The following is a 25,927-nucleotide window of genomic DNA, read 5'->3' on the forward strand; positions in this document are numbered from 1 at the left end:
GGTGGCATCAGATGATGCCCAGCTCTTTGCCGATCTTTTCAAACTTCTCCAGCGCACGGTCGATCTGTGCAAAGGTGTGGGTGGCCATGAGGCTGACGCGCAGCAGCTCCTCGCCGGGAGGCACGCCGGGCGGGATCACCGGATTGACGAAGACGCCTTCGTCCTGAAGCCGCTTGCAGAAGAAGAAGGTCTTGAGCGTGTCGCGGACGTAGACTGGCAGGATGGGAGTCTCGGTGGCACCGAGAACAAAGCCCATTGAGAGCAGCCCCTGCTTCATGCGCCCGGTATTTGCCCAGAGCTGAACCATGCGCTCGGGCTCGGCGATCATGATGCGCAGCGCGGCAAGTGCGGCGGCCACATTGGCCGGGCTCATGCTGGCACTGAAAACGAGCGGGCGTGAATGGTGCCGGAGGTAGTCGATGGTGTCCGCATCTCCAGCAATGAAGCCGCCCAGACTGGCGAGCGATTTGCTGAATGTGCCCATGATGAGATGCACGTCATCGACGAGGCCGAAATGGGAGGCGGTGCCTGAGCCGTGCTCCCCGAGCACGCCGATGCTGTGGGCGTCGTCCACCATGACGGCGGCATTGTACTGCTTTGCCAGAGCCACGAGTTCTGGCAGCTTGATGATGTCCCCCTCCATGCTGAAGACCCCGTCCACCACGATGATCTTCGGAGCCTCAAGAGGAAGATGAGCCAGCCGACGCGCCAGGGATGTCATGTCATTGTGCGAGAAGAGAAAGGTCTTTCCTGGCGACATCTGGCAGCCAGCGCCGAGGCTGGCATGATTGGCGCGGTCTGCCAGGATGCAGTCTTCACGCCCCACGATGGTGCTGATGACGCCCAGATTGACCTGGAAGCCTGTGCTGTAGAGCAGCACCGCAGGTTTTTTCATCAGCTGCGCCAGCTCCTCTTCCAGCTGCACATGGATGTCGAGCGTGCCATTCAGGAAGCGTGATCCGGCACAGCCTGCCCCGTATTTCTGCACCGCCTGGCAGATGGCCTCCTTGATGCGCGGATCATTGGTGAGGCCGAGGTAGCTGTTGGAGCCGAGCATGAGCACCTGCTGGCCATTGATGATGACCTCCGTGTCCTGAGCCGAGGAAATCTCCCGAAAGTAAGGATAGATGCCGGCTGCACGTGCCCCCTGCAGATCGCCAGCGGCGTGGAATTTGCGGACCTTTTCGAACAATGGGAGAGGGCTGGTCGGAGAAAGTGAGGACATCGGGCGCTAATGAGTACCGACAGTGGCACCAGAAAACCCACTGTCCAAGAACTCCTTAGATTATGATAAGCCACCCCCAGAAGAGATCGAAAGATCTATGGGCAAAATGCCTATTTTCAATTCAGTCCAGCGAGCGTTTTGGCGGAGCGATGGTCACAGCGCCAGGAGCGCCTTTGCCCGGAGGGGGCGGAGCAGGTGCGAGGCGCTGGACCTCGTAGCCGGAAATGTTGACGGCGAGGTCGAGTTTGGCGAGGAATTCCCAGGTGGCAGGCACGCCCACTTCATCGGCGACTTTGCGCGCTTCGAGGTAGGCTTCAAAGGCGTCTGGCATAACCTGAAAGATGACCACGCCATTGGGGTCTGCCTTGATGTCGCGCATGAGGCGGATGAAGGCGGAGTTGGGCTGCTTGAGGGATGCGATGGTTTCGCCACCGCCGCTCTTGGGAGTGAGGGCGAGCTGCACATACGGCAGGGTGGGCAGAATCTTGGGCTCAAAACCATACGAGCCAGCGATTAGCGGGTTGGAGGCGGCACGCTGAAGCATAGCTTGGAGGCGGGCGGCATCGTAAATGGTGCGAGCTTTGCTGGCGTTTTCGATGCCTTTGACCTTGGCGAGGTCGTGGAAGAAACCGGCGACGTCTTTTGGGGTGGCTTTGACGTCTTTGGTAAAGGAGCCCCAGGCAAAGCTGATTTTGCCACCGCCGACGCTGGCCTTGATCACCGGCGGAGCGGGAGGCCGGGCGGGATCGAGCTTGACCCATGGTGCCACGTCTCCTTTGCCTGCTGCGACGATCGCCTCCGCCACCACGGGCATGGTCTGGCGGGTGGCCACGGCGATGTCCGCAACGTCTGTGAGAAATGATTTGGTGGCAGGGATGCCGCCGGTCACCAAAGCCTTGTAGGCCAGGGCGACGTATTCGAGCTGAACCCGGTCCACCAACGGGGCGATTTCAGGCCATGCTTTCTGGGCATTGGCGGGGCTGCCTAGGATGCCTTCAAGCAGCTTGGCAAATGGCGCGTACTCCACCTTTTGGAATTCAAGCTGTGACTTCACCTTGTCCATGCCTTCGAGGATGGGGCCGAGGAATTTGGCCTGGTTGAAGGAGAGGACGCCCTGCTTGGCGACGAGAATGCGCGTCTCATTGGGTTTCTCGGGATAAGGGCGCGGATTGGGCAGACGTACGTAGGAGGGAGGTGGCGGGGTGAAGACGGGGGTCTGATCGAGCAGCGCCTTGAGGCGCTCCACTTCGGTGAGCATTTTATCCGTGGCCGCCTTGTTCAGCTCGCGCTCCTTTTTGCGCTCATCAAGCTGCTTCTGAAAGGCTTCGAGGTCCATGAACTTCATCTTCGACTGCACGTCTGCAGTATCGACGGTCTTGAGTTCTTCTTGGACGCGCTTGAGTTCGGCCTCCGCCTGTTTTTTCTGCTCCTCGACTTTCTGCGGGTCGATTTTTTCCGGAAGCTTCTTCACATCTTCCTGAATTTTCTGGAGCTCTTCCTTGGTGACGGGCGGCAGGTCCGAAAGCACCTTTTTCACCGCACTGGCCACGCTGAGGCCGACCATGACGAGGACGATGATGAGCACACCGACGACGTTGGTCATCGTGTCCATCAAGGCGACGAACGGCAGTTCCTGCTCTTCGTGGGGTTTGCGTTTTGCCATGGCGCGTCAGGCGGCTTTCTTGGGTGGGGGAGTTCCAGCGGGAGGTGCCGGCGCCGGGGGGGCAGGCGGCGCGGGTGTGGCGGCGGGGGGCGGCGGGATGGTGCCGCGAAATTTGGAGAACAAGGCGAGATCGAGCATGCCTTTGCCAGGAATGGGAAGCTTGCCGATGCGGACTTTGTAGTCGTTTTCGGCACGGCCAGCCCCGTTGTTGAAGGCGCCCTGCCCGTCATCACGGATGAGAAAGAGCAGCAACGACTTGGGGTTCTTGGCGATCTCCGTGAGGAAGTGATTGTAGGCGACGTCTGCGACGACGACCGAGGCTGTGGCGCTGAGGCGATAGTCCTCCCCCCAGGCACCGAGAATCTTCAAGGCGCCACCTGCGGCCTCTACGAAATAGACTTTCGTGTCCGGATCCATGCCGCTGCCGGAGGGCTGCACGATGACCGGGGGGACTTTCTTGTCCGGCGGCACTTCGCGCTTCTTGAGCTCGGCCATGAGGGTGGCGATCTCTTTTTTGCTCTCGGCCTGCTGCTGCTTCATGCCTTCGATTTCGAGCATGAGGTCATCCAGCTCCTTCTGCATCTTCTGGCTGATTTTGAGGTTCTCCTGCTGGAGATCCTTGGAGGTGTTGATGAGCTTTCGCAGCTTGATGAAGCGCTGCTCTTTTTCTTCGGTCTGCTTTTTCAACTCCTCCAGCGAGGCCAGCTTTTCCTTGAGGACCACGTCCAGGGCTTTGCGCTCCACGATCTCCTGGCGCAAGCGCTTGGCGTCCTGCGCCATCTGCACCTCCTCCGGTGTGCGCCCCTCGGTCTGCTGGGTCTGCGAGACGCAGAGCACCACGATGATGAGAATCAGCACCCCGATGAGTGAGCACAGAATGTCCAAGAACGGGACCAGGAGGATCTCGTCTTTGGCGGCATGTCGGCGCTTTGCCATGATCTATAGGTGGGCGGAGGTTGATGCGGCTATTTGCTGCTGAACCAGCCTTTTTTCTTCACCTGATGAATCATGATCTGCTTGCCGCCGAGTTCGGTGAGCAGGGTGTTCAATGACTGGATGCCGCTGGCCAGCGCACGCGTGTAGTCGGTGGTGGTCTTGACGCTGTCCTTCACGGCGTTGGTCATGTCCTCCCGCATGCGGTTAAGCGTCATGGCAAATTCGGCGTCCACCCGCTGCTGATGCGCGGCGGCGCGTTTGTCGAGGTTGTCGGCCTGCTCCTTGATCTGCTTGGAGAGGGCATTGAGATCCACGAGGAAATCTTTCTGGGCATTGGCCACGGCTTTGACGAGCGTGTCCATCACGCCAGCAGTGTCTCCACCGGCGATGCTACCGCCGTCATTGAGGCGTGGCAGAAGCACTTCATTGCAGAAGGCGTCGATGTCATTGAGGCAGTCATCCTCCGCCTTCATCATGCCGTTGAGCGGGAAGTTGAGGGTCATGGCCAGCACGAGGCCGAGCAGGGTGGCGTCGAACGCGGTGCCCAGACCGCCGGTCACGGCTCCCAGCGTGGCAGTCACCTGCTTGAGGTCGGTCATGTTGCCGAAGTTCATGCCGCCAATGGCGTGTGACAGACCGATAACGGTGCCGATGAACCCGAGAATCGGGATGGCCCAGAGGAACGCCTTCAGCAGAGAGTAACTGCCGCCGATGCGCATGCTGTCGATATCGGACTGGCTGGAGAGCATGTTCGTCACGTCTCCCACATTTTGCTTCACTTCGAAGAGCTCCAAGGCCTTGCGGATGCGGTTGACCATCATGCTGTCACGCAGACGATGAGGCAGCTTGTAAACGTGGTCGATGAACTGGCCCACGTTGTCGCGGTTGATTTCGGCCCCCAGCTCCCAGGGCAGCACGTCGAGCAGCAACGCCTTGCGCTGGTGGTTGAGCTTCTGCATCTTCAGATACAGGATCGACATGGACCACGTGAAGAACAGCGTGTTCATGAAGCTCACGAGCATGTGCTTGAAGAACAGCGAGGCCACGAATTGCATCGTGGTGTACTCCGCGTGCGGGACGCTTTCCGGAGCTTTGAACGGATACAGAATGCCCACCCATGTGAGGAAGAGCACGAAACCGATCCCGAAACTCAGGAAGCTGTTGGGGTTGGTGGGGTCAATCTCCTCCCAACCACCGCGCTCGCCGCGTTCGGCAGTGCCTGTGGCGGGCACCTGGTCTGGCGCGGAGGAGCCGTGTTCGTATTCGGCGCCAAAGGCGTCGTTTTCAGCAGGAGCGGAGGAAGAGGAGACCGGAGGGGTGACGCCACTGGGCGAGGGCAGCCCAGAAGGTGACGGCAGGCCCGAAGGTGATGGAAGCGAAGAAGGGGCAAGGGCAGGAATGCTCAGCTTGGTATTGCAGCCAGGACAGCGGACGATTTTTCCGGCCATTTCGGGCTCGGCTTTGAGTTGCATGTCGCATGTGGGGCATTTGAACGTCACAGGTGGTTTCCTCCAGGTGTGTGTGTGAAAAAGATCTCGGCTACTTAGCTAAGATCATACTCTCCCGACAACATAATTCTTGGGATGAAACTCACAAGAGCCACAAAGATACCAAAGTACCAGCCAAAGGTACTAAATTTGACCACCCTGCGAATGCTCAGAGCAGCTCGTCAACGAAGCGCTTCGAGTCAAACACCTGGAAGTCGTCCACGCTCTCCCCGAGGCCGATGAACCGTGTGGGCACGGACAGCTCCTGCTGGATCGCCACAAGCACACCGCCTTTGCCGCTACCATCGAGCTTGGTGACAATGACACCGGTCAGAGGAATCGCCTTATTGAATTCACGCGCCTGCTGCAGCGCATTGGAGCCGGTGGTCGCATCACACACCAGCAGAACCTCATGCGGCGACTCCTCGTCCTTGCGACCGAGGATGCGATGAATTTTCTTCAGTTCCTCCATGAGGTTGTGCTTGGTGTGCAGGCGTCCGGCCGTGTCGCAGATGAGGAAGTCAGCACCGGTCTTGAGCGCCTTTTCATAGCCGTCAAAACACACCGAGGCCGGGTCTCCATTGGGCGGACCTTTCACGAGCGGAATCTGCAGGCGCTCAGACCAGACGGTGAGCTGCTCCACGGCAGCCGCACGAAAGGTGTCTGCCGCCGCCAGCACCACCTTGTGCCCGCGACGGTGCAGCAGGTGCGCCAGCTTTGCGGTGCTGGTGGTCTTGCCTGTGCCGTTCACACCCACGATCAGCAGCACCTTGGGCCTGCCGGGGATGGGCTCCAGCGCAGGAACCGACTCGGGCAGGATCTTGCGCACATGCTCACGCGCCACCTGCACGATGTCGGCCCCGTGCAGCGTGCGCTGGCGGGACTTGAGGTCTGCAACGATCTGCAGCGCCAGGCGCGGGCCCAGGTCTCCGGAGATAAGGGATGCCTCCAGCTCATCCCAGTCGATGTCGGGCTTGGTGAAACGCTGGATGAGGGATTTGAAAAAGCCGGCCATCGGAAAAAACTAGGAAGCTTGGGGGGCGGGAGATGAGGCCTCCGGTTTGCGCAGAGACTTTGCCAGCTTGTCGAGCACTCCGTTGACGAAGGAGCCGGACTCTCCGGCGCTGAGAGCTTTGGCGATGTCGATGGCCTCGTTTAAAATCACGGGGGTTGGCACCTCCGGACAGTAGAGCAGCTCGTAGGAGGCCACGCGCAGCACATTGCGGTCCACCGCGGCAAGCCGCTCAAAGCTGAAGTTTTCCAGCAGCTTGGTGATGCCAGCGTCGATCTGCGCCTGGTTTTTCAGCACTCCCTGAATAAGACTTTCTGCAAAGGCACGGGTGGAGGTCTTCGCGCTGTGCAGCGACCAGAAATCCTCTGGCTCACCGGGCTTGGACTCCCCCTGGAGATCACGGGCAAAAAGAAACTGAATGGCGGCCTCTCGGCCTTCGCGACGTCTTCCCATGGTATCAGGCGTGGTCAAGGGGTTCGCCGGCAAAGGAGGCCTTCATCTTGCCAAACAGGTTGATCATTTTGACGCAGGTCTGTGCGGCCTCCGTACCACGATTGATGGTGGCGCCAAGGCAGCGCTCCTCAGCCTGCTCCTCGCTGCTGACGAGCAGCACTTCGTGAATGACAGGGATGCAGTGCCGCACGGCCATCTGCTGCAGGGCGTCCGTAACGGAGGCCCCTACCAGGTCTGCATGCTCGGTGCTGCCACGGATGATGACCCCCAGCGTGATCACAGCATCCGGAGAGCTGCCGCGCAGCACATGCTCCACGCAAACAGGAATCTCAAAGGCACCTGGCACGCGATAGACATCCACGGAGGCGTTTGGAGCGATGACCTCGATCTCCTCACGGGCGGCATCGAGCAGGCCCTGGACATACTGGTTGTTGTAGAGTGAGGCGACGATCGCGATGTTGATCGGGTCCTGGGTAGGACGCGGACGGCTGGAGGCGTAGTTGGACATGTGGCTAAAGTTTGTGGCCCATCTTCTTTTTCTTTGTCTCGAGGTAGCGGGCGTTCTCGGGCTTGGGGGTGGATTTGACGGGGACTTGCTCGACGATTTCGAGCTTGTGACCTTCGAGCCCCACGACTTTGCGCGGGTTGTTGGTCATGAGCAGGATCTTGCGCACGCCTAGGTCGGAGATGATCTGGGCACCAATGCCGTAGTCCCGAAGGTCCATGGGGAAGCCGAGCTTCAAATTGGCCTCCACCGTGTCAAAGCCCTGCTCCTGGAGCTTGTAGGCCATGATCTTGCCGTGGAGACCGATGCCGCGCCCTTCATGGCCGCGCATGTAGATGATGATCCCCTTCCCTTTGGTGGAGATCTGCTTCATGGCGGCGTGGAGCTGGCTGCCGCAGTCGCAGCGGCGTGAGGCAAACACATCGCCCGTGAGGCACTCGCTGTGCACCCGCACGAGCACCGGTTCATCCGGCGTGATGTCCCCCATGACAAGCGCCACGTGGTGCACGCCATCAAGGCTGCTTTTGTAGAGGTGTAGCTTGAAGACCCCGAAGTCCGTCGGCATGTCCACGACCTCGATCTTTTCCACCAGCTTTTCGCTCAGCCGGCGGTGGGCGATGAGGTCTGCGATGCTGCACATCTTCAGGCCATGCTTTTTCGCAAATTTCTTCAGATGGGGCAGCCGGGCCATCGTGCCATCTGAATTCATGATCTCGATGAGCACGCCAGCTTCGCGCAGTCCGGCAAGGCGGGCCAGATCCACAGCGGCCTCAGTATGGCCGGCACGGCGCAGCACGCCACCCGGCTTGGCCACCAGGGGATTGATGTGGCCGGGCTGCACCAGGTCTTCAGGCTTGCTGCCGGCATCCGCGAGAAGGCGTATGGTGCGGCAGCGGTCTGCGGCGCTGATGCCTGTGGTGATGCCCTGGGCGGCATCCACCGTCACGGTGAAGTCCGTGCGGAAGGCCTCGCGGTTCTCAGGCACCATGCTGGGCAGGTTCAGCCGTTCGGCGATTTCAAGAGAGACGGGCACACACAGCATGCCGCCCCCCTGCCTGACCATGAAGTTGACCATTTCAGGGGTGATCTTCTCCGCCGCGCAGATCAGATCCCCCTCGTTTTCACGATCTTCGTCGTCTGTGACTATGACCATGCGTCCAGCGCGAATGTCTGCGAGGACAGACTCCACGGAGTCGAAAGCGGATTCCTTTTTGCGGGGCATGAGAGAGGTGGGAAAGAGCCAGTGCCGCAGGCTGCGGCGTCAGGGGCGAATGATTTAGCCGGTTGATGACTGTTTTCCAGTGCGAGTTGGTTTTTCGTTGCTGTCAGCAAGGGGCTTCGCGTAATGTCTGACCATGCCGCCCCCAACCAAAGTCAAACGCCCTTCCTCGGTGACTGTGGGGGAGTTTTTCACTTTGAATGAAAAATCGCTCAAACTGAAGCTGGTGGGCAGCGACGCAGGCTACAAGCGCAAGATTTCCGAACCGTCTGTGAACCGCCCCGGACTGGCGCTTTCTGGATTTTTCACCTACTTTGCCTACAAACGGGTGCAGGTTATCGGCAATTCGGAGTGCTCCTTCCTCGAAGGGCTGGACCCCAAGCTGCGTGCCGCCCGCTTCAGCCAGCTGTGCTCATGGGACATCCCTTGTGTGGTCATCGCGCGCGGACACCGCATTGATGACGAACTGGTGCAGATCGCCAACGAGGCCGGGATCTCGGTTTTCCAGACGAGCATGATGACCATGAAGTTCCTCAATGCGGCAACGATCAAGCTGGAGTGGGCTTTTGCCCCCACCCTTCTGGTCCATGGCTGCCTCGTGGACGTCCAGGGTCTCGGTGTGCTGATCCAGGGAGAAAGCGGCTGTGGCAAAAGCGAAAGCGTCATCGGACTGCTGCAGCGTGGCGCCAGCCTCGTAGCGGATGATGCGGTGAGGCTCCGCCTGATCGAGGAGCGTGAGGTGATCGGCTCTGCGCCAGACATCACCCGCGGGATGATCGAAATCCGCGGCCTGGGCATCCTCAACGTGGCAGCCCTCTTTGGTGTCAGCGCCGTGCGCCTGAGCAAGCGTCTGGACTTGATCGTGGAACTGGTGCGAGGCACCAAAACTGAAGACCTCGAGCGAGTCGGGGTGAACAGCGACACGCGGGAGATCATGGGCATGAAAATCGGCCGTGTGGCGCTGCCGGTGGAGCCCGGGCGTGATGTGGCGGGCCTCATCGAACTGGCTGCCATCAATTTCAAATTGCGCACCTTTGGCTACAACAGTGCCGTCGAGTTTGACCAAAGGTTGTTGAAAAAGATGACAGATGATCAATTAGGTTAGCCCCAGCTGCTTTCTACACACCATGAGCATTCAAAAAGAACTCACGATCCGCAACAAAATGGGCATGCATGCACGTCCGGCGGCGCAGTTCGTCAAACGTGCCAGCAAGTATCAGTGTGACGTCTGGGTGGAGAAAGATGACGAACCTGTGAACGGCAAAAGCATCATGGGGCTCATGATGCTGGCAGCAGGCCGTGGGGAAACCATCAAGATCATCGCTGACGGCAGTGACGCCGAAGCCGCCGTGGCCGACCTGGAAGAACTGGTAACGTCCGGTTTTGGTGATGCTGAGTGACGAATGCCTCAGTGACAAGGCATGATCTCAATCCTCTCCCCTGAGTCCGTGCTCACTTAGGAGAGATATGAGCCCTGAGCTTTTTGAGCGTCTCAATTTGGGCTTCCGGGGAAAAAATGGCCCTCCGCCGCGCCTTGTGCCGCAGGAACAGCAGCAAAAAGAGCGGCAGCGTCAGCACGAACAAGAAAATGACGATGGCCCATGTCGGGGATATCTGCCCCCATGACAGTCCCAGTGAGTCAACCGCTGTACTCAAGCCCACAAGATAGGCTGCGTAACAAGCCATGAAGCCGTATGTCCTCATGACCTGCCGCCAGTGGAGCGTCGTGCGCTCTATGACCAGGAACCCTTCAGAGGAAACGACAACCAGATTCAAGTCTTTACCTGGCATGCGCACCAGGCGAACACTCCGGAAAGGCAGTACGGGCAGAAGAAACGCGGAAATCCATTCGGTCGTCACATAGGAGCCGTCAGGACGAAAATCGCATTCGCCATAATAAGCCGTGCCAAAACCGTGAAAGCTGAATGGCATACAAAGAGGGAATCCGGCCGGCCTGTCCAGATTTCAGGAAAGCCAGCAGTGGTCACTGTTTCGTCTCGTCCAACTGTCTTCCAGGTGAAACGCGGATCTCGCTGCTACCCCCCTCAGCAGGATGAGAGTCAGGCTCTTTGAGCATCTGCAGCATCATCATGCCGATCAGGTAAATCATCCCACCTCCGACACCGGCCCCGATGGCGATAAACCGACGCTGCCAGGTGTGCTCCTGATCTATGGCGTACCAGAACCGCATGCAGAACAAGATCCAGATGACGCTGGCACCGAGAACAAGAAGATGACCTGAGGACATGAGGCAGACTGTGGCGCGAGTTTCCGCCGCCAGCGACAGAAAAAACAAAACCCCGCACGGGGCGGGGTTTTGCACACATCGAGCTGTAACAGGAGTACCAATTAACGCTTGGAGAACTGGAAGCGTTTGCGGGCGCCTGGGCGGCCGGGCTTCTTACGTTCCTTGGCGCGGGAGTCACGGGTCAGCAGACCGTTCTGCTTGAGGACACCGCGGAGTTCAGGATTCACACCGATGAGGGCGCGGGCAATGCCGAGACGAACGGCACCCACCTGACCTGTGGAACCACCGCCGCTTGCGTTCACCTTGAAATCATAGGTCTGACGGGAGTTTGTGAGAGCCAGAGGGAAGAGAATCTGGTTCTGCAGGGCGACAGTCGGGAAGTATTCTTCGAAGTCGCGGCCGTTGACGGTGATGCTGCCAGCACCTTCGGTGATGAAGACGCGAGCGATGGCAGTCTTGCGACGGCCGGTAGTGGTTTTGAGAGGCTTGCTCATGCGATGGGTGAAAGTGAGAGAAATTAGGCGACGGAGAAGGGCTTCGGATTCTGCGCCTCATGCGGATGCTCTGCACCAGCATAGATCTTGAGCTTGCCGAGGACGGAACGGCCAAGACGGTTGTGGGGGACCATGCCCTTGACTGCGCGTTCCACAAGCAGCTGCGGACGGCGTGCACGCACGCGCTCGACGTTTTCGACCTTCTGATTGCCGACGTAGCCAGCCTTCGAGGTGTAAATCTTCTGAGTCTCTTTCTTGCCGCTGAGGCGGACTTCGGAGGCGTTCAGCACGACCACGAAATCACCGGTGTCAACGTGCGGGGTGAAAGTAGGCTTGGTCTTGCCGCGCAGGAGGTTGGCGGCGGCGACTGCGACGTCTCCAAGAATTTGGTTCTTGGCGTCGATGACCCACCATGTGGGGTTATGCTCCTGGGCTTTTGCTGAAAACGTCTTCATGAATGATGTGTACGAAAAACTTCCAATCTGGGAAGAAGGGGGGCCGCGATGGTAGGAGGATTGGCCGGGGTGTCAAGGCCTAAACAAAGTTATTCACAATGAAAAATGAGTTTGCGACGCATTTTGGGCAGCTTGCCCACTCCGGACAGGCCATGCCCCCATGCTTTTCACTTCCGCCACAGCCACTTCATCGCCTCCGGGAAGATGCTGGCACCCTGTTTGCTGTTATGCGCCCCATCACCAAACGTGAAGGTGCAGTCATACTTCTGATAGGCCAACGCGGCGGCCATCTGTTTGTTGGCCAGCGGCCAGTTGCCAAAAGGATTGTCCAGATCGCTGCTCCCGTCCTGAAGGTACACCCGCAGCGGCTTGCGCTCTGTCAGCCGGATAATGGAGGGATACACGTGCCCGCCCGCCAGGTCCACGTAGCTGCCGATGGTGGAGAAGACCTTGCGGAATTTGTCCGGCCGCTCCCAAGCCACCGTGAAGGCGCAGATGGCCCCGCTGCTGGCGCCTGCAATGGCCCAGCCCTCGGGATTGTCCGTGAGCTTGTAATCCTTCTGCACCTGCGGGATGATTTCCTCGAGCAGGAAGCGCGCATAGGTGTCCCCCAGTGTGTTGTACTCCTTGCCGCGGTTGTTGTTCTTCCAAGCGCTTTGCGGTTTCGTTTCACCACTGTGGCCGGGATTGATGAAGATGGCGATGGTTGGAGGCATGTCCCCGCTGGCGATGAGATTGTCAAACACCACCGGCACGCGCCAGGCACCCTTCACGCCCACGTAGTCATGCCCGTCCTGAAACACCATCAGGTTTGCCGGCTGCTCAGCTTTGTACTGCGCCGGCACATAGATCCACCAGTCACGCTTCGTACCCGCATAGATCTTCGACTCATGTACCGGCATTGGGATCACCTTCCCTTTCGGCACCTCCGGTTTCTCCTGCGAGAGAGGGCCGAGCTGGTAGTCATCGGCGGCGTAGGCGGAGGCAGTGATCGCGCAGAGAAGCACATTGAAAAAGCGAGTGAGCATGGCGGAAGGGAAGGTCAGTGCAGGTTGGATTTCAGACGGAATAAAACGCAGAAACCGGGACGATTCCTCAAGAAGCAGCCGACAATCTTTCCGGCACCAGCCGCCCGCCACGGTCAGGGGATTCCCCTTCGTGGTATTCGGCGTCCTGGTTCACCTGCCAGAGGTCGTAGAGCTCCTCCCCCTTGATGATGTTTCGTGCGCAGAGCATGGCCGTCATCATGGAGTGGTCCTGGTTGTTGTATTTGTGCATCCCGTTGCGCCCGATGAGGTGCAGTCCGGGCAGGTGCTCTTTCACCGCCCTGCGGATTTCATCCACATGGGAGGCGTAGGCGGCATCATACACAGGATAGGCCTTGGCCTGGCGGACCACACAGCCATCAACCCACTCTGAAGACTGGGCCAGCCCCAGCTTTTCCATCTCCATCTTGGCAAGTTCGACAAGCTTTTCAGCAGGACTGGTCCAGAGCCCGTCTCCCTCAAAGCAGAAATACTCCAGCCCGTAGCTGGATATGGATGCGTCCGCGACCATCTCAGGAGACCACGATTTGAAGTTTTGAATGCGGCCAACCTTGACCCCGGGATCATGGATATAGAGCCAGTTGTCGGGAAATGAATCCGCATGGCGGTACATGAGCACCACCGTGAGAAAATCCCGATAGCGCAGGGCTTTCGCAGCCGCTTGGGCCTCTTGAGGAAGCGCTGGGCTGAGACTGGGTATGAGCTCTGCGATGGGTGCCGTGGAAACGACATGCTGGGCCTGAATGTGGTGAACCACCCCTGCCTTGTCCCGGTAGGACAACGTCCAGCGCCGCATGGCTGAATCGTAGGCTGCCCCGATGAAACGGCTGCCCATGAGGATGCGCCCGCCCTGCGACCTGACTCTGTCGGCACAGGCCTCCCACATCATGCCAGGGCCACGCCGGGGATAGCGGAAGGTATTGATGAGGGTCTTGATGGTCTCCGGGCCGGTCTGGGCACGGCGCGGAAAGAGCGCATTCCAGATGGCTGAGGAAAGGGACAGCCCCTTGATACGCTGGGCAGCCCAGTCTGCGGAAATCTCCCTGCAACTCATTCCCCAGACTTTCTCCGTGTAGGTCTTGAAGAAGACCTCAAAAAGACGGGCCCCAAACCGGTTGCTCACCCAGTCCTGAAAACTCAGCGGCTTGCGGATAGGCATCAGGCGCGCTTTCAGGTATGACAGTCCGCAGCGCAAGGACTCCCACAGGCCCAGCTTCATCAGCGCATCCATGGCCACGAGCGGGTAGGAAAAGAACTTTCCGCGGTAGTAGATCCTGGACGAGCGGGGGCGCTCCAGCATGCCCTCCGGCAGCAGTTCATCCCAGAGACTTTCCACTTCGGCGGATTTGGAGAAGAAGCGATGGCCTCCAATGTCAAAAAGGCAGCCTTTGTAGCTCACCGTGCGCGAAATCCCGCCCACGTGTTCGGGATCAGACTCCAGTACGACGACGGGCACGCCCTCCTTTCCCAGCATGTAGGCCGCAGTGAGTCCTGCGGGGCCCGCTCCTATGATGACTACGGCAGGATCTTGCTCTCTCATGGGCGGGCGGAAGGCGCAGGTGGAGTTTGGAGCGTTTGGTAAAGGGAATAAAAGCCCTTGGTGACCACAGTCGCCTGCCTGCGGAGCATTTCATCCTTCATGCGCAAATCCCCCCCAGATGGCTCGGCGGCCGCTGTTTGAAGAGCGAGGAAGTCAGGCATGTAATCTTCATTCGGAGGCAGGGACAGCAGCCCGACAGACACCGGCTGCACTGGACACCTGAGATCCAGGGCCAGATGAGGCGGAGCGGCAATGAGCCCCCCTCTGGCAACCGCAGCCTCCAGCCGTTCATGGATGTACCACCCGCCGGCATTCGCCGGAGCCAAGACAAAATTCCGATACCACAACACGTTGGTCCCCAGTGCCAGCAGCAGGCAGCCTGCCCCCAGCCAACCCCGGCACTCACGAAAAAGTCCGGCGTCCAGCGCAGCCAGCAGGGCAAGAAATGCCATGGGGAAAAGATAACGCTCTGGACGGCATGATTGGGTCGCTAGTGCCGCCAGACCAGCCATCACAGCCCATGGGGCGGCACCCAGACTTTTCCGGACACAGACCAGCTGCCAAACGCACCAGCCGCACCCCAGCAGTGCCGTGAGGGTGTAGAAGGCCGCTCTCAAATCCGGCAGCCCCTGAAACAGACCGCAGACGTTTGACACCACATCGGTGCGCGCAGTCGTGTGCTGACGCCATATTTCAGCAAATCGGGCGTGATCCGCCTGAAAGTACACCGAGGCGTAGCAGACCGCCGCCACAGCCCCTACCGCAGACATAAACACAGCAAGCTCCCTGAACCGGCGCGCCGTGGCCAGACAGGCACATGTGCCCAGGACAAGCCATATAACAGTGAGCTTCACCCCCACCAGCAGCCCAGAAAGCAGTCCTAGCAGGAGGCTGCCTTTCATGCCGCCCGCCACCCGATCGCTGTTTTGATACCACACCACCACCCCGAACATCAGCAATGGCTCCAGGATAGCCCAGCTGCCCATGCGGAACAGATAAGGGTCCAGCCAGAGCCAGGCCAACAGCAAGACGGCCCCGGATTCATTCCCCCGACGCACAAGCCGCAGGCAAGACAGCCCCGCTGCCACCGCCACCAGCAGCGAGCACAGAACGCGCTTGGCCACCACAGAGGGAGGGACGATGGCAAATAGCGCGCGGTTGATCCAATGATTTACAGGGCTCAGGGCATTGTGGAGAATGCCATGAGCCGGGAGATGCCACTGCTCACAGCGCGCATTCCACTGCCAGATCCCTTCGTCATTGGTGGGCTCAAGAACGAAATCCAGCAGGAACAAGCGGCAGACCAGCAGCAGATAGAAGAACGTCAGGAGATAACGCATGCAGCTATCTGGTCTGCTGATGAATTTAGCGGCTTATCACGCGATCCGCCCGCAGCACTGCTTGTATTTCTTGCCGCTGCCGCATGGGCAGGGGTCGTTGCGGCCGATGTTGGCTACGGGCTTGGGTCTGGCGGGAACGCTGCTGGGGAGGATGAGGCGCGGGCCGTCGCGGCCGATGTTGGGCGCGGCTTCTTCCTTTTCCTCTTCTTCCTCACGCCGCTGCGGAGCTGGAGCTTCACCACCCTGCTGCAGGGCCATTTGAGCAAGGAAGTGCTCAAAGGCGGCGAGCTGCTGGGTGCTGCGGAAGAGATTGCCGAGGACCTCGCCGTTGATGTTGTTCATCAGCTCGGCGAAGATGGTGAAGGCCTCCTGCTTGAACTCGATGAGCGGGTCTTTCTGGCCGTAGGTGCGCAGGCCGACGCCTTCCTTGAGGGCATCGAGCGCGTAGAGGTGCTCCTGCCAGAGACGGTCGATGGCGTTGAGGAGGATCATCTTCTCGATCTCCTGCAGCGCGGTGGGGTTGGCGTTGCTGACCTTGACGTCGTAGGCCCCCATGATCTTGTCCTTCAGGTAGGCGGCCTTGGCGTCGAAGTCGAGCGCGCGGAATTCGTCGTCGAGGGTGCGCAGGCCGATGGGGAAGGTCATGTTCACCCAGGCGAGGAGGCCTTCGTAGTCGGCCTCGTCGTCCTTGATGTCCTTGGAGACAAAGGCGCCGAGGCGTTCGGTGACGCCCTTTTCCACGGCCTCGTTGATGAGGATGCGGGTGTCGTTGCTGTTGAGCACGTCGTTGCGCCATTCATAGACGACTTCGCGCTGCTGGTTCATGACGTCATCGTATTCGAGGACGCGCTTGCGCCAGACGTAGTTGCGCTGCTCGACGCGCTTCTGGGCGGTTTCGACGGAGCGGTTGAGCCAGGGGTGCTGGAGCTCCTCGCCCTCCTTCATGCCAAAGCGTTCCATCATCTTGGTCATGCGTTCGGCGGCGCCGAAGTTGCGCATGAGGTCGTCTTCAAAACTGAGGAAGAACTTGCTCTCGCCGGGGTCTCCCTGACGGGCGGAACGTCCGCGGAGCTGGCGGTCCACGCGGCGGCTTTCATGGCGCTCGGTGGCCAGGACGTAGAGGCCGCCGAGTTCGGCGACGCCTTCGCCCAGCTTGATGTCGGTGCCACGACCGGCCATGTTGGTGGAGATGGTCACGGCGCCGCGATGACCGGCGCGGGCGACGATCTCGGCCTCCTGGCGGTGATACTTGGCATTGAGGACGTTGTGGGTGATCTTCTGCAGCTTGAGCATGCGGGAGACCATTTCCGAGGCCTCCACGCTGGCGGTGCCGACGAGGACGGGCTGGCCTTTGGCGTGCAGCTCGCGGATGAGCTCGATCACAGCGGTGAACTTCTCGCGACGGGTCTTGTAGATGCTGTCGTTGTGGTCCTTGCGCTTCACCGGACGGTTGGTCGGGATGGTGAGGACGTCGAGGTTGTAGATGTCGTGGAACTCCGCGGCGTCGGTTTCAGCGGTGCCGGTCATGCCGCCGAGCTTTTGATAGAGGCGGAAGTAGTTCTGAATGGTGATGGTGGCGAGCGTCTGGGTCTCGGCGTCGATCTGCACGCCTTCCTTGGCTTCCACGGCCTGGTGCAGACCGTCGCTCCAGCGGCGTCCGGCCATCTTGCGGCCCGTCTGGGCATCGACAATGACGACCTTGTTTTCCTCGACGACGTACTCGACGTCCTTTTCATAGAGGCAGAAGGCGCGAAGGAGCTGGCTGATCTGGTGGATGCGCTGGCCCTGGTGGGAGAGGCGGTCCTGCATCTCGCTCTTTTTGCGGGTGCGGGCGTCTTCGGAGAGCGTCATGTCGCCGTCGATCTCGGAGTAAACGGTGGCGATGTCCGGAAGGACGAAGGCGTCGGGCTCGTCGGGGTTGAGGAAGTTGCGGCCCATTTCCGTGAGGTCGGCGTCGTGGGATTTTTCCTCGATGAAGTAGTAGAGCTCCTCCTTGAGCTTGAAGAACTCGACCTTCTGGGTGTCGGCGTAGAGGGAGAGCTCGGCCTTTTCCATGGCGCGGCGGAGCTCCGGCTCCTCCATGGCGCGCATGAGGGCGCGGTTTTTGGGCTGTCCCATATGGACTTGGAAGAGCTTGAGGCCGGCCTGCTCAAGGTGACCTGCGGCGGCGGCTTCCTTGGCCTCGGTGATGAGGCGGTTGCAGAGGGCGTTCTGGCGGCGGACGAGCTGCTCGACGAGGGGCTTGTAGCGCTCGTACTGGTGGTTGCTCTCGGCGGCCATGACGGGGCCGCTGATGATGAGGGGGGTGCGGGCTTCGTCGATGAGGACGGAGTCCACTTCGTCCACAATGGCGAAGTAGTGGCCGCGCTGCACCTGCTGCTCCTTGCTGGAGGCCATGCCGTTGTCACGCAGGTAGTCAAAACCGAACTCGCTGTTCGTGCCATAGGTGATGTCGGCGCGGTACTGCTCCGCACGGATGTGGCTGGGCTGGTCGTTCTGGATGCAGCCGACGGTGAGGCCGAGGTATTTGTAGAGGCTGCCCATCCACTCGCTGTCACGACGTGCGAGGTAGTCGTTCACGGTGATGACGTGGACGCCGCGGCCGGTGAGTGCGTTGAGGTAGGTGGGCAGGGTGCCGACGAGGGTCTTCCCTTCCCCGGTGGCCATTTCGGCGATCATGCCGCGATGCAGGGCGACACCGCCGATGAGCTGCACGTCAAAGTGCACCATGTTCCAGCCGAGCGGCTGGTCGCACACCATGATCTCGCGCCCGCACATGCGGCGCGCGGCGTTTTTAACCACGGCGTAGGCTTCGGGGAGGATGTCGTTGAGCATCTTCGCCTCGATGGCGGCAAAGTCGGGCTGGATGGCGTTCCAGGCCTCGCGGGAGCGGTCGATGCGCGCCTTTTTGTCGTCCAAGGGGGCGTTTTTCCAGGCGGCGGAGGCGAGGTAGTCGTTTTCCAGCGCGGGGAAATGGGGCTTAAGAGCGGCGAAGTAGTTCTCCACGGACTCCAGGCAGGCGTCCACGGCGGCCTCATCGGCGATGCGGAGGCCGACACCACCGAGGAAGGGTGGCGTGTGAAAAGCGCGGAACTGGGACTGCCACTTCTGGGTGCGCTCCCGCAGGGCCTCCTCCGGCTCGTTTTGCAGGAGGGCTTCGATGCGGTTGATCTCGACCACCACAGGTTGAAGCTTGCGCACGGTGCGCTGGTTCTTGGTGCCGATGATTTTTTTGATGATCCAGTTGAACATGGGAAATAGGAATACGCCGCCCGGCGAGTGACGGCCGGGTCGGAGGGAGGCCGAATGTGGCGGATGTCAGCCAGTGCGCAAGGACTCAAACAGCCTGTCTCGCCGGGGTCGAGCGAAAGACCAGCTCCTTCACCCGGCGCGGAATCATGGCGCTTTTCACCACTTCCGGCCTCACGCTGCGAAGGAAATCCAGCAAAATCACCGGTGATTCCACGATCATGCGCTCGATCTGGTCGCGCCGGTGCGTCCAGCGGGAATTGCGATGCAGGTAGTCAAGGTCGGCGAGGATTTCATCGACATCTCCTTCGCTGAAACCAGCGAGCTGAAACGCATAAGGGTCTTGGAGGGGCATGGCGATGTGCAGTGAGAACGGCGCTGACCAAATCGAGAATGCGTGATCCGACAAGCGCTTCCCGATTCAAATTTTCTGGCAACGAAAATAATTACCAGCAGTTGAGAGATGTAGCTTTTCGCCGCGCTTCACGTTTAACTGGCACCTCATGCCCCGCATTCTCTGGCAAAACACGGACATCACCTGGCTCGCCGCCGTGGTGGTCGCCGTCGTCCTCGGGCTGCTTTGGCAGGGATACCGCCGCTCCCCGCTGCACGGCTGGCGCAAGCTTGCTGCAATGGCCTGCAAGCTCTCTGCCCTGGCGCTGCTGGCGCTCTGCCTGCTCGATCCCCTGTGGACAAAGCAGCAGCCGAAGAAGGGTGAGAACGAGGTGATCGTGCTGGTGGACAGCAGCGCCTCTCTGGACACGGCCGAAAAGCCGGGCGAGCCCACGCGCGCGGCGAAGGTGGGCGCGGCGCTGAATGATGGCGGGCAGGACGCGGCATGGATCAAGGAGCTGGGCGAGGACTTCCGCCTGCGGCTCATGACGGCGGGCGCGCAGACGCAGAGCGTGCCTCATTTTCGCACGCTGAAGTTTGACGGCAGCCGCACGGACCTGTGCCGCTCGATCATGACGCTGCGCAGCGGGGGCTCCAACCTGGCGGCGGTGGTGGTGGTCAGTGATGGCAATGCGACGGATGCGAGCGCGTGGAAGGCGGAGGCGACGGGCGCGCCGGTCTTCACCGTGCTGGCGGGTAAAAATGCGCCGACGCCTGATCTGGCAATCCTGGATGCGACGGTGGCGACGAGCCCTTTTGAAGATGCGCCGATCACGATCACCTCGCGTGTTTCCGCCCATGGTCTGACGGGCAAGCAGGCGACGCTCTCCGCGCTGGATGAGCAGGGCAAGGCGGTGGTGACGGAGAAGGTGGCTTTCAGCGGGGAGTCGCCGCAGACGGTGCGCCTGCGGCTGCCGGTGGCGAAGCCGGGGGTGTCGTTTCACAAGCTGGAGCTGAAGGCCGAGGGCGTGAGCGAGGCGACGCTGGCGAACAACACGCGGCTGCTGGAGGCGGATCGCGGTGCAGGCCCCTACCGGGTGCTGTATGTGACGGGGCGGCCGAACTGGGAGTACAAATTTCTGCGCCGGGCGATCGCGGGGGATGATGACATCCAGATGCCGAGCCTGGTGCGGATCGCGAAACGGGAGCCGAAGTTTGAATGGCGCGGGCATGCAGGCGAGAGCGCGAACCCGCTCTTTCGCGGCTTCGGTGCCAAGGAGGGGGAGGAGGCGCAGCGCTACGACCAGCCGGTGCTGATCCGCCTGGGGACGCGGGATGCGAAGGAGCTGAGCGACGGCTTCCCCAAGGCGGCGGAGGACTTCTTCAGCGACTATCGCGCCATCATCATTGACGACCTCGAGGCCGCCTTCTTCACCCAGGAGCAGATGCACCTCATCCAGCGTTTTGTCAGCGAGCGCGGCGGCGCTCTCCTCATGCTCGGCGGCCAGGAGTGCTACCAGGCCGGCGGCTACGATCACACCCCCATCGGCAGCATGCTCCCCGTTTACCTGGACCGCACCAACACCACCGGCCCCATGCTCGACGCCCGCCTCAATCTCACGCGTGAAGGCTGGCTCGAGTCCTGGATGCGACTGCGCACCGACCGCGAGGAGGACGAAAAGCGCCTCAGCGCCATGCCCTCCTTCTATTCCATCAACCAGACCTTTGCCATCAAGCCTGGCGCAAACATCCTCGCCACCGTTTCAGACGCCTCCCAGACCACCGTGCCCGCCATCGTCTCCCAGCGTTTTGGCGAGGGCCGCGTCGGCAGCGTCCTCGTCGGTGACCTCTGGCGCTGGGGCATGTACGACCCAGACGCCCGCAAGGACATGGAGCGTGCCTGGCGCCAGCTCATTCGCTGGCTCGTCGTGGATGTGGAGGACAGCATCACCCTCGCTGCGGAAACCGAGCCCGCAGACAGGGAGCACGTCAGGCTTTCCGTCCGCGTGCGCGACCGAGCCTTCAAGCCCCATGGAGACGCCATGGTCAAGATCGAGGTCACCCAGCCCGACGGCAAAAAATCCCAGCTCTTCGCCGAGCCCAGCCTCAAGGAACCCGGCCTCTATGAGACCGAGTTCTTCTCCGGCAGTTCCGGCAACTACCGCGCCACAGCCACCGTCGAGGACATGGAAAAGCACACCCAGCTCGGCACCAAGACCACCGGCTGGACCTACGGCCCCCAGGCCGAGGAATTCAGCCGCCTCGCCCCCGACAAAGCCTTCATGCAGCGCATCGCCTCAGAAACCGGCGGACAGATGCTCGCGCTGGAAGAGGTCTCCAAGTTACCGGACCTCCTCAAAAACATCCGCGTTCCTGTCGAGGTCACCCTCTCCACCCCGCTGTGGCATACTCCCTGGATCTTCCACGCTCTGTTGCTCCTCATCGTTGCCGAGTGGGGCCTGCGTAGAAAAGGAGGCATGGCATGAACAAAGTACTCGCGGGCTTCAGCCCGCTCTGGCGCGTTATGATAACAAGATCACGCCTTCCCCAGCTTCGCTTCCAGGACGAGCTAAAACTCATAATTACTTTGATCCTTCTTCTCGCCCCCCTGCTCCACGCCGCCCCGCGTGCGCTGGAGGTCGTCATCGTCGTCGGTGCCTCCGGCGCGGAGGAATACGGCAAAAAATTCCAAACCCAGGCCACCGCCTGGACCACCGCCTGTACCAAGGCTGGCGTCTCCGCCAAGGTCATCCGCGGAGAAAAAACCACCGAAAACCTCGCACAAACCCTCACCACCGCCGAGCCCTCGCGCTCGCTCTGGCTCGTTCTCATCGGCCACGGCACCTTTGACGGACGCGATGCCAAGTTCAACGCCGAAGGCCCGGACCTCGATGTGAAGCAGCTCGCCGGATGGCTCAAGCCGCTGAAGCAGGAGGTCGCCGTCATTCACACCGCCTCCTCCAGCGGCGGTTTTCTAAAGGCGCTCTCAGGCAAAGACCGCATTATCATCACTTCCACCAAAAGCCCGGACGAGGTCTTCTACGCCCGCTTTGGCGAATCCTTTGCCGAAGCCATCGGCGGACTGCCAGAGGCGGACCTGGATCAGGACAAGCAGGTCTCGCTTCTCGAAGCCTTCCGCCACGCCAGCAAGACCGTCGCGCTCTTCTATGAGAACGAAGGCCGTCTCGCCACCGAGCACGCCCTGCTCGAAGACAACGGCGACGGCATCGGCACGCGCAGCGAGGTCCTCGCCGCCGATACCCCGCCCGCAACAGCCACCGCCCTCGACGGCGACCGCGCCGCGCAGCTCGTTCTCGTCCTCAGCGCGGAGGAGCAGCAGCTCACCGACACCCAGCGCACCACCCGCGATGCGCTGGAGCGCGAACTGAAAGCGCTCAAAGACGAGCGCGCCAAGATGAAAGAAGACGACTACTACACCCAGCTCGAAGCTCTCCTGCTCAAGCTCGGCGCGGTGTATGAGACGAAGTCATAGCATGCAGAGCCATTGGGAGCGGGGTCGCGCAGTGAAGAATCAACGGTGCTACGGCTTTCGCCGTGCCGGTTAATGAACCTAAATCCGAAAACACTTCGAAGGCGGGAGCGAATGGGCTCGCTTCCCAGTCTCAGCCCATGTGAGCCACGAGACGCTCAAAAGCGATAGCTGCGGTCGTTTCCCCCTCCGCGACCGCACTCCCAATTAATCCTCACGGATCATCACGCCCGGTCACGAAATCACGGAACGCCTGCGCCACGCGCTGGGTCACCGCGCCATCCACACCAGGCATGGGGCGCTGATCGATCTTCGCCAGCGGATGCACATCACGCGTGCTGGAGGTGAGAAAGGCTTCATCACAGCTTTGCAGTACGCTGATGGGCTGCGCGATTTCCTCCACCGGGATATCCGCTGCTGCGCAGGCCTCCAACACCAGCGCGCGAGTCACACCAGCGAGACAGCCAGAGCTGAGCGGCGGCGTCAGTACACGCCCCGCCACGACCACAAAGATGTTCGTGCCCGTGCCTTCGCAGAGCTCATCGCGCGTGTTACCAAAGACAGCCTCCCCTGCCCCCTGCGCATGCGCCAGAGCCAGCGCGCGCACATTGTCGGCATACGAGGTGGACTTGATGCCTGCCAGCGCGCTGCGCTCATTGCGCGTCCAGGGCACCGTCATGACTGTTTCGGTGGGTGGCCAGGGTTTCAGGACCGTCGCAGCCACAGTCATGGTGGCGGGCGCATCTCCACGGTCGGAGCCCAGCGGACCGTCGCCGCTGGTCAGCGTGACACGGATGCGTGCATCACTGAGGCCATTGGCCTGCATCGTCTCCAGCATGGCCTTCTCGTACAGTTCCTGGGCAGGCGGTGCGATGCCCATGGCCGTGCAAGAATTCACCAGCCGCCGCCAGTGCCGCGTGGGCGTGAAGGGCCTGCCACCTCGTGCCACAAGCGTCTCAAAGACACCATCTCCTACCAGAAAGCCATGATCGAAGGGAGAGATGCTCGCCTCGGCGGTGCTGACAATGCGTCCGTTGATCCAGATGAATGCGGGTACTTTCATATGCGCAGCATGGTCTGAAAAAAATCATTCTCAAGAAACACACTTTGCGCTTGCACGATTCAGATCATGCGCCAATATAAACATCCCAACGCAAAAGCGGGTGTAGCTCAGTGGTAGAGCACTTCCTTGCCAAGGAAGATGTCGCGCGTTCGAATCGCGTCACCCGCTCCACCTCTCAAAAGAGAGGTGCCTCACAAAAGATCGTTCATGTTCGTCTGGTCAAAACTTACAGCTTCACGTTCGGCTGACATTTGGGAAGAACGTTTTGCCAACCATCCTGGTGGCACCCTCGTCATCAGCAGCTTTCCAGGCCGCAAAATGGTTCGTCTGGAATTTTATTGTGAGACTCAGGGCCCGGCGAAGGCCATCCAGAAGGAATACGGCGGCACAGTAAAACATCTGAAGACGCAAAACTGGGCGGCGCACTCTTCGCAAACGCCACCCCCCGTGAAAGTGCGTGACCGGTTTGTGATCTGCGCAGTCAAAACGGATGATGAAATCAAAAAGGCCCGCGCCAAGTTCCCAGGCCGCGAGATCATCGCCGTGCCTGCGGACATGGCCTTTGGCACTGGCCATCATGCCACCACAGCGACCGTGCTGCGTCTGCTGGTAGATGCCGCAGCGACACGCCAAGCCAAGGGCCAGAAATGGAGCATGGCAGACTTGGGCTGTGGCAGCGGCATCCTTGCCATTGCTGCTGAAAAACTCGGCGCCACCCGTGTCTGGGGCTGCGACTACGACCAAGCCGCCGTGAAGATCTCCCAAGAAAACGCTGCGCGCAATGACACACCCAAGACGCGCTTTACCCGGGTCGATGTCCTCAAGTGGGAGCCCAAGCAGACCTGGGACATTGTGGCCGCAAACATTTTCTTCGACGTCCTGGAGGCGGCATTTCCGCAACTGGTGCGATCCGTCGCACCTGGCGGCGTCCTGATGCTCTCAGGCATTCTCAAGTCCCAGGCGAAAGCCTGCCTCGCGGCTGGAAAACGCGCCGGCTTTGTGGTGGAGAAAGTGGTGACCAAAGGCAAGTGGGTGACCGCCATGGGTACTGTTAAAAAGCGCTGAAATAGCAGAGAACCTGCATAGTTTCCAGAAAACGATGTCCAGCCTGCCACCACAACATCGTCCACTTTATTCTTGAATTTGGTAGGCCGGGGGATTTATTGTCAGCAGATTCAAGCAGCCAATCATGCTTTTCGATCCCGCGTCCACATCTGGCGGGGCTGGATTCACCAGTCCGCGGAAAAAGCGCGGGCTGCTGAGAACGGCCCAAACTGAAGGCAATCGCATTGGCCTCCTGCCAACGGAAGGCTGGCGCAAACGCAACCTGCAGTTTCTGAATGAGGTGCTCATTCCCACCCTGCTCTCTCCGCGCAAGCCCGGAGAGGATTTTGGCCGGCTGCCAGTGGCCGCACAGAATGAGATCGCTGTGACGTGGCTTGGTCATGCCGGCTTTTTTTGCCAGATCGGCGGTGTAAATATCGCCATAGACCCCAACTGGGCGCTCTGGCACGGCCCCGTCAAGCGAGTACGCCACCCCAGTGTCTGGGCGCATGACCTGCCCCACATTGATCTGGTGCTGGTCTCCCACGCGCATTACGACCATCTGCACCTGCCAAGTCTGCGCAAGCTCGCCGCCGCACAACCCATCATCGTGCCAGAGGGAGTCGGCAAAGTCGTGAAAAACTGCGGTTTTGGACACATCGTCGAATTGAAGACCTGGCAGAGCGCCACTTTTCAGGATCTACGCATCACCCTGACGCCAGCAAAGCACTGGGGAGCGCGAATGATTCATGACACACACCGACAGTTTGGCGGATTTCTCGTCAAATCTCCCGAACGCTGCCTCTTTCACTGCGGCGACAGCGCCATGTTCGACGGTTTCCAGGAGATCGGCAAACGTGCCAGCATTGACCTCGCGCTCATGCCCATCGGCGCCTATGACGCGCCAAGCGGGCGCCAGGTGCACATGAACCCCGAAGAGGCGCTGGACGCCTTTCAGATGATGGGTGCACACTCGATGATACCCATGCATCATGACACCTTCCCCTTGGGTGGCGAGCCCATGCATGAGCCCGCCCAGCGCCTGACCAAAGCCGCACTGGAGCGCGGTCTGGAGCATCGCGTGCGACTGCTGCGCGAAGGTGAATCTGCGATTTACTAAGCTCT

At 60.4% G+C, this 25,927-nt stretch carries 24 protein-coding genes and 1 tRNA gene; 7 read left to right on the forward strand and 18 right to left on the reverse strand.

Features of this window, described 5'->3' with window-relative positions:
* Window positions 1–7 precede the first annotated feature (7 nt).
* The 8 genes from ACZ5WW_RS03860 to ACZ5WW_RS03895 all read right to left on the reverse strand — a co-directional run bounded on the left by ACZ5WW_RS03860 (window position 8) and on the right by ACZ5WW_RS03895 (window position 8,503).
* Complete coding sequence (locus ACZ5WW_RS03860) at window positions 8–1,225, reverse strand: aminotransferase class I/II-fold pyridoxal phosphate-dependent enzyme (protein WP_377167677.1); 1,218 nt, start codon at window positions 1,223–1,225, stop codon at window positions 8–10.
* Between the two features lie 121 nt (window positions 1,226–1,346).
* Window positions 1,347–2,888 carry a hypothetical protein gene (locus tag ACZ5WW_RS03865; RefSeq protein ID WP_377167674.1) on the reverse strand — a complete coding sequence of 514 codons (1,542 nt, stop codon included), beginning with the start codon at window positions 2,886–2,888 and terminating at the stop codon, window positions 1,347–1,349.
* A gap of 6 nt (window positions 2,889–2,894) precedes the next feature.
* On the reverse strand, window positions 2,895–3,824 hold the full coding sequence (locus ACZ5WW_RS03870; protein WP_377167671.1) for a hypothetical protein: 930 nt from the start codon (window positions 3,822–3,824) through the stop codon (window positions 2,895–2,897).
* 29 nt (window positions 3,825–3,853) lie between these two features.
* The gene (locus ACZ5WW_RS03875) at window positions 3,854–5,296 is read right to left on the reverse strand and encodes a MotA/TolQ/ExbB proton channel family protein (protein WP_377167668.1); all 1,443 of its coding nucleotides are present in this window, start codon (window positions 5,294–5,296) and stop codon (window positions 3,854–3,856) included.
* Window positions 5,297–5,480: 184 nt separating this feature from the next.
* Window positions 5,481–6,326 (reverse strand): signal recognition particle-docking protein FtsY, encoded by an 846-nt coding sequence (ftsY, locus tag ACZ5WW_RS03880; protein WP_377167665.1) that lies wholly within the window; start codon window positions 6,324–6,326, stop codon window positions 5,481–5,483.
* 9 nt (window positions 6,327–6,335) lie between these two features.
* Window positions 6,336–6,776 (reverse strand): transcription antitermination factor NusB, encoded by a 441-nt coding sequence (gene nusB, locus ACZ5WW_RS03885; RefSeq protein WP_377167662.1) that lies wholly within the window; start codon window positions 6,774–6,776, stop codon window positions 6,336–6,338.
* A 4-nt stretch (window positions 6,777–6,780) separates the two neighbouring features.
* On the reverse strand, window positions 6,781–7,284 hold the full coding sequence (gene ribH / locus ACZ5WW_RS03890; protein WP_377167659.1) for a 6,7-dimethyl-8-ribityllumazine synthase: 504 nt from the start codon (window positions 7,282–7,284) through the stop codon (window positions 6,781–6,783).
* Window positions 7,285–7,288: 4 nt separating this feature from the next.
* Window positions 7,289–8,503 carry a bifunctional 3,4-dihydroxy-2-butanone-4-phosphate synthase/GTP cyclohydrolase II gene (locus ACZ5WW_RS03895; protein WP_377167656.1) on the reverse strand — a complete coding sequence of 405 codons (1,215 nt, stop codon included), beginning with the start codon at window positions 8,501–8,503 and terminating at the stop codon, window positions 7,289–7,291.
* Between the two features lie 133 nt (window positions 8,504–8,636).
* On the opposite strand from ACZ5WW_RS03895, the gene hprK reads away from it, so the two are divergent.
* Entirely contained in the window at window positions 8,637–9,605 is a 969-nt protein-coding gene (gene hprK / locus ACZ5WW_RS03900) for an HPr(Ser) kinase/phosphatase (protein WP_377167653.1), read from the forward strand.
* A 22-nt stretch (window positions 9,606–9,627) separates the two neighbouring features.
* On the forward strand, window positions 9,628–9,900 hold the full coding sequence (locus tag ACZ5WW_RS03905) for an HPr family phosphocarrier protein (RefSeq protein ID WP_377167650.1): 273 nt from the start codon (window positions 9,628–9,630) through the stop codon (window positions 9,898–9,900).
* A gap of 52 nt (window positions 9,901–9,952) precedes the next feature.
* Here the strand turns inward: ACZ5WW_RS03905 and ACZ5WW_RS03910 are convergent, their stop codons facing one another.
* From ACZ5WW_RS03910 to ACZ5WW_RS03950, 9 genes are all read right to left on the reverse strand, one after another.
* Window positions 9,953–10,432, reverse strand: coding sequence for a hypothetical protein (locus tag ACZ5WW_RS03910; protein WP_377167647.1), 480 nt, complete (start codon window positions 10,430–10,432; stop codon window positions 9,953–9,955).
* Window positions 10,433–10,484: 52 nt separating this feature from the next.
* Entirely contained in the window at window positions 10,485–10,748 is a 264-nt protein-coding gene (locus ACZ5WW_RS03915; protein ID WP_377167644.1) for a hypothetical protein, read from the reverse strand.
* A gap of 101 nt (window positions 10,749–10,849) precedes the next feature.
* Entirely contained in the window at window positions 10,850–11,242 is a 393-nt protein-coding gene (gene rpsI / locus ACZ5WW_RS03920) for a 30S ribosomal protein S9 (RefSeq protein ID WP_377167641.1), read from the reverse strand.
* Window positions 11,243–11,265: 23 nt separating this feature from the next.
* The gene (gene rplM / locus ACZ5WW_RS03925; RefSeq protein ID WP_377167638.1) at window positions 11,266–11,697 is read right to left on the reverse strand and encodes a 50S ribosomal protein L13; all 432 of its coding nucleotides are present in this window, start codon (window positions 11,695–11,697) and stop codon (window positions 11,266–11,268) included.
* Window positions 11,698–11,864: 167 nt separating this feature from the next.
* A complete protein-coding gene (locus ACZ5WW_RS03930) occupies window positions 11,865–12,725 on the reverse strand; it encodes an alpha/beta hydrolase (RefSeq protein WP_377167635.1) in 861 nt (286 codons plus the stop codon).
* A 67-nt stretch (window positions 12,726–12,792) separates the two neighbouring features.
* Window positions 12,793–14,283 carry an NAD(P)/FAD-dependent oxidoreductase gene (locus ACZ5WW_RS03935; protein ID WP_377167632.1) on the reverse strand — a complete coding sequence of 497 codons (1,491 nt, stop codon included), beginning with the start codon at window positions 14,281–14,283 and terminating at the stop codon, window positions 12,793–12,795.
* A complete protein-coding gene (locus ACZ5WW_RS03940; RefSeq protein WP_377167629.1) occupies window positions 14,280–15,623 on the reverse strand; it encodes a hypothetical protein in 1,344 nt (447 codons plus the stop codon). Before ACZ5WW_RS03940 ends, ACZ5WW_RS03935 begins: the two co-directional genes overlap by 4 nt.
* A 36-nt stretch (window positions 15,624–15,659) precedes the next feature.
* Window positions 15,660–18,875, reverse strand: coding sequence for a preprotein translocase subunit SecA (secA, locus tag ACZ5WW_RS03945; RefSeq protein ID WP_377167626.1), 3,216 nt, complete (start codon window positions 18,873–18,875; stop codon window positions 15,660–15,662).
* An 85-nt stretch (window positions 18,876–18,960) separates the two neighbouring features.
* A complete protein-coding gene (locus ACZ5WW_RS03950) occupies window positions 18,961–19,227 on the reverse strand; it encodes a hypothetical protein (protein ID WP_377167623.1) in 267 nt (88 codons plus the stop codon).
* 148 nt (window positions 19,228–19,375) lie between these two features.
* Between ACZ5WW_RS03950 and ACZ5WW_RS03955 the strand changes: the two genes are divergently transcribed.
* Both ACZ5WW_RS03955 and ACZ5WW_RS03960 read left to right on the forward strand, forming a co-directional pair.
* A complete protein-coding gene (locus ACZ5WW_RS03955) occupies window positions 19,376–21,691 on the forward strand; it encodes a hypothetical protein (RefSeq protein WP_377167620.1) in 2,316 nt (771 codons plus the stop codon).
* Between the two features lie 101 nt (window positions 21,692–21,792).
* Entirely contained in the window at window positions 21,793–22,698 is a 906-nt protein-coding gene (locus ACZ5WW_RS03960) for a hypothetical protein (protein ID WP_377167617.1), read from the forward strand.
* 211 nt (window positions 22,699–22,909) lie between these two features.
* Here the strand turns inward: ACZ5WW_RS03960 and ACZ5WW_RS03965 are convergent, their stop codons facing one another.
* Window positions 22,910–23,758, reverse strand: coding sequence for an aminotransferase class IV (locus tag ACZ5WW_RS03965; RefSeq protein WP_377167614.1), 849 nt, complete (start codon window positions 23,756–23,758; stop codon window positions 22,910–22,912).
* A 96-nt stretch (window positions 23,759–23,854) separates the two neighbouring features.
* On the opposite strand from ACZ5WW_RS03965, the gene ACZ5WW_RS03970 reads away from it, so the two are divergent.
* From ACZ5WW_RS03970 to ACZ5WW_RS03980, 3 genes are all read left to right on the forward strand, one after another.
* Window positions 23,855–23,929 (forward strand) — tRNA-Gly (locus ACZ5WW_RS03970).
* Between the two features lie 36 nt (window positions 23,930–23,965).
* On the forward strand, window positions 23,966–24,823 hold the full coding sequence (locus ACZ5WW_RS03975) for a 50S ribosomal protein L11 methyltransferase (protein WP_377167611.1): 858 nt from the start codon (window positions 23,966–23,968) through the stop codon (window positions 24,821–24,823).
* Between the two features lie 124 nt (window positions 24,824–24,947).
* Window positions 24,948–25,922 (forward strand): MBL fold metallo-hydrolase, encoded by a 975-nt coding sequence (locus ACZ5WW_RS03980; RefSeq protein WP_377167608.1) that lies wholly within the window; start codon window positions 24,948–24,950, stop codon window positions 25,920–25,922.
* The last annotated feature ends 5 nt before the right edge of the window (window positions 25,923–25,927 follow it).

It is taken from the genome of Prosthecobacter fluviatilis, assembly GCF_055388355.1.

What these genes read in the sequence shown, in the direction of transcription:
- ACZ5WW_RS03980 (WP_377167608.1), top strand. Translation starts at nt 24,948, where the DNA reads ATGCTTTTCGATCCCGCGTCCACATCTGGCGGGGCTGGATTCACCAGT.
- nusB (WP_377167662.1), bottom strand. Translation starts at nt 6,776, where the DNA reads ATGGGAAGACGTCGCGAAGGCCGAGAGGCCGCCATTCAGTTTCTTTTT.
- ACZ5WW_RS03950 (WP_377167623.1), bottom strand. Translation starts at nt 19,227, where the DNA reads ATGCCCCTCCAAGACCCTTATGCGTTTCAGCTCGCTGGTTTCAGCGAA.
- ACZ5WW_RS03915 (WP_377167644.1), bottom strand. Translation starts at nt 10,748, where the DNA reads ATGTCCTCAGGTCATCTTCTTGTTCTCGGTGCCAGCGTCATCTGGATC.
- rpsI (WP_377167641.1), bottom strand. Translation starts at nt 11,242, where the DNA reads ATGAGCAAGCCTCTCAAAACCACTACCGGCCGTCGCAAGACTGCCATC.
- ACZ5WW_RS03875 (WP_377167668.1), bottom strand. Translation starts at nt 5,296, where the DNA reads ATGCAACTCAAAGCCGAGCCCGAAATGGCCGGAAAAATCGTCCGCTGT.
- ACZ5WW_RS03910 (WP_377167647.1), bottom strand. Translation starts at nt 10,432, where the DNA reads ATGCCATTCAGCTTTCACGGTTTTGGCACGGCTTATTATGGCGAATGC.
- ftsY (WP_377167665.1), bottom strand. Translation starts at nt 6,326, where the DNA reads ATGGCCGGCTTTTTCAAATCCCTCATCCAGCGTTTCACCAAGCCCGAC.
- ACZ5WW_RS03930 (WP_377167635.1), bottom strand. Translation starts at nt 12,725, where the DNA reads ATGCTCACTCGCTTTTTCAATGTGCTTCTCTGCGCGATCACTGCCTCC.
- ACZ5WW_RS03935 (WP_377167632.1), bottom strand. Translation starts at nt 14,283, where the DNA reads ATGAGAGAGCAAGATCCTGCCGTAGTCATCATAGGAGCGGGCCCCGCA.
- ACZ5WW_RS03870 (WP_377167671.1), bottom strand. Translation starts at nt 3,824, where the DNA reads ATGGCAAAGCGCCGACATGCCGCCAAAGACGAGATCCTCCTGGTCCCG.
- ACZ5WW_RS03965 (WP_377167614.1), bottom strand. Translation starts at nt 23,758, where the DNA reads ATGAAAGTACCCGCATTCATCTGGATCAACGGACGCATTGTCAGCACC.
- ACZ5WW_RS03955 (WP_377167620.1), top strand. Translation starts at nt 19,376, where the DNA reads ATGCCCCGCATTCTCTGGCAAAACACGGACATCACCTGGCTCGCCGCC.
- ribH (WP_377167659.1), bottom strand. Translation starts at nt 7,284, where the DNA reads ATGTCCAACTACGCCTCCAGCCGTCCGCGTCCTACCCAGGACCCGATC.
- ACZ5WW_RS03905 (WP_377167650.1), top strand. Translation starts at nt 9,628, where the DNA reads ATGAGCATTCAAAAAGAACTCACGATCCGCAACAAAATGGGCATGCAT.
- rplM (WP_377167638.1), bottom strand. Translation starts at nt 11,697, where the DNA reads ATGAAGACGTTTTCAGCAAAAGCCCAGGAGCATAACCCCACATGGTGG.
- ACZ5WW_RS03940 (WP_377167629.1), bottom strand. Translation starts at nt 15,623, where the DNA reads ATGCGTTATCTCCTGACGTTCTTCTATCTGCTGCTGGTCTGCCGCTTG.
- ACZ5WW_RS03865 (WP_377167674.1), bottom strand. Translation starts at nt 2,888, where the DNA reads ATGGCAAAACGCAAACCCCACGAAGAGCAGGAACTGCCGTTCGTCGCC.
- ACZ5WW_RS03975 (WP_377167611.1), top strand. Translation starts at nt 23,966, where the DNA reads ATGTTCGTCTGGTCAAAACTTACAGCTTCACGTTCGGCTGACATTTGG.
- ACZ5WW_RS03860 (WP_377167677.1), bottom strand. Translation starts at nt 1,225, where the DNA reads ATGTCCTCACTTTCTCCGACCAGCCCTCTCCCATTGTTCGAAAAGGTC.
- secA (WP_377167626.1), bottom strand. Translation starts at nt 18,875, where the DNA reads ATGTTCAACTGGATCATCAAAAAAATCATCGGCACCAAGAACCAGCGC.
- ACZ5WW_RS03895 (WP_377167656.1), bottom strand. Translation starts at nt 8,503, where the DNA reads ATGCCCCGCAAAAAGGAATCCGCTTTCGACTCCGTGGAGTCTGTCCTC.
- hprK (WP_377167653.1), top strand. Translation starts at nt 8,637, where the DNA reads ATGCCGCCCCCAACCAAAGTCAAACGCCCTTCCTCGGTGACTGTGGGG.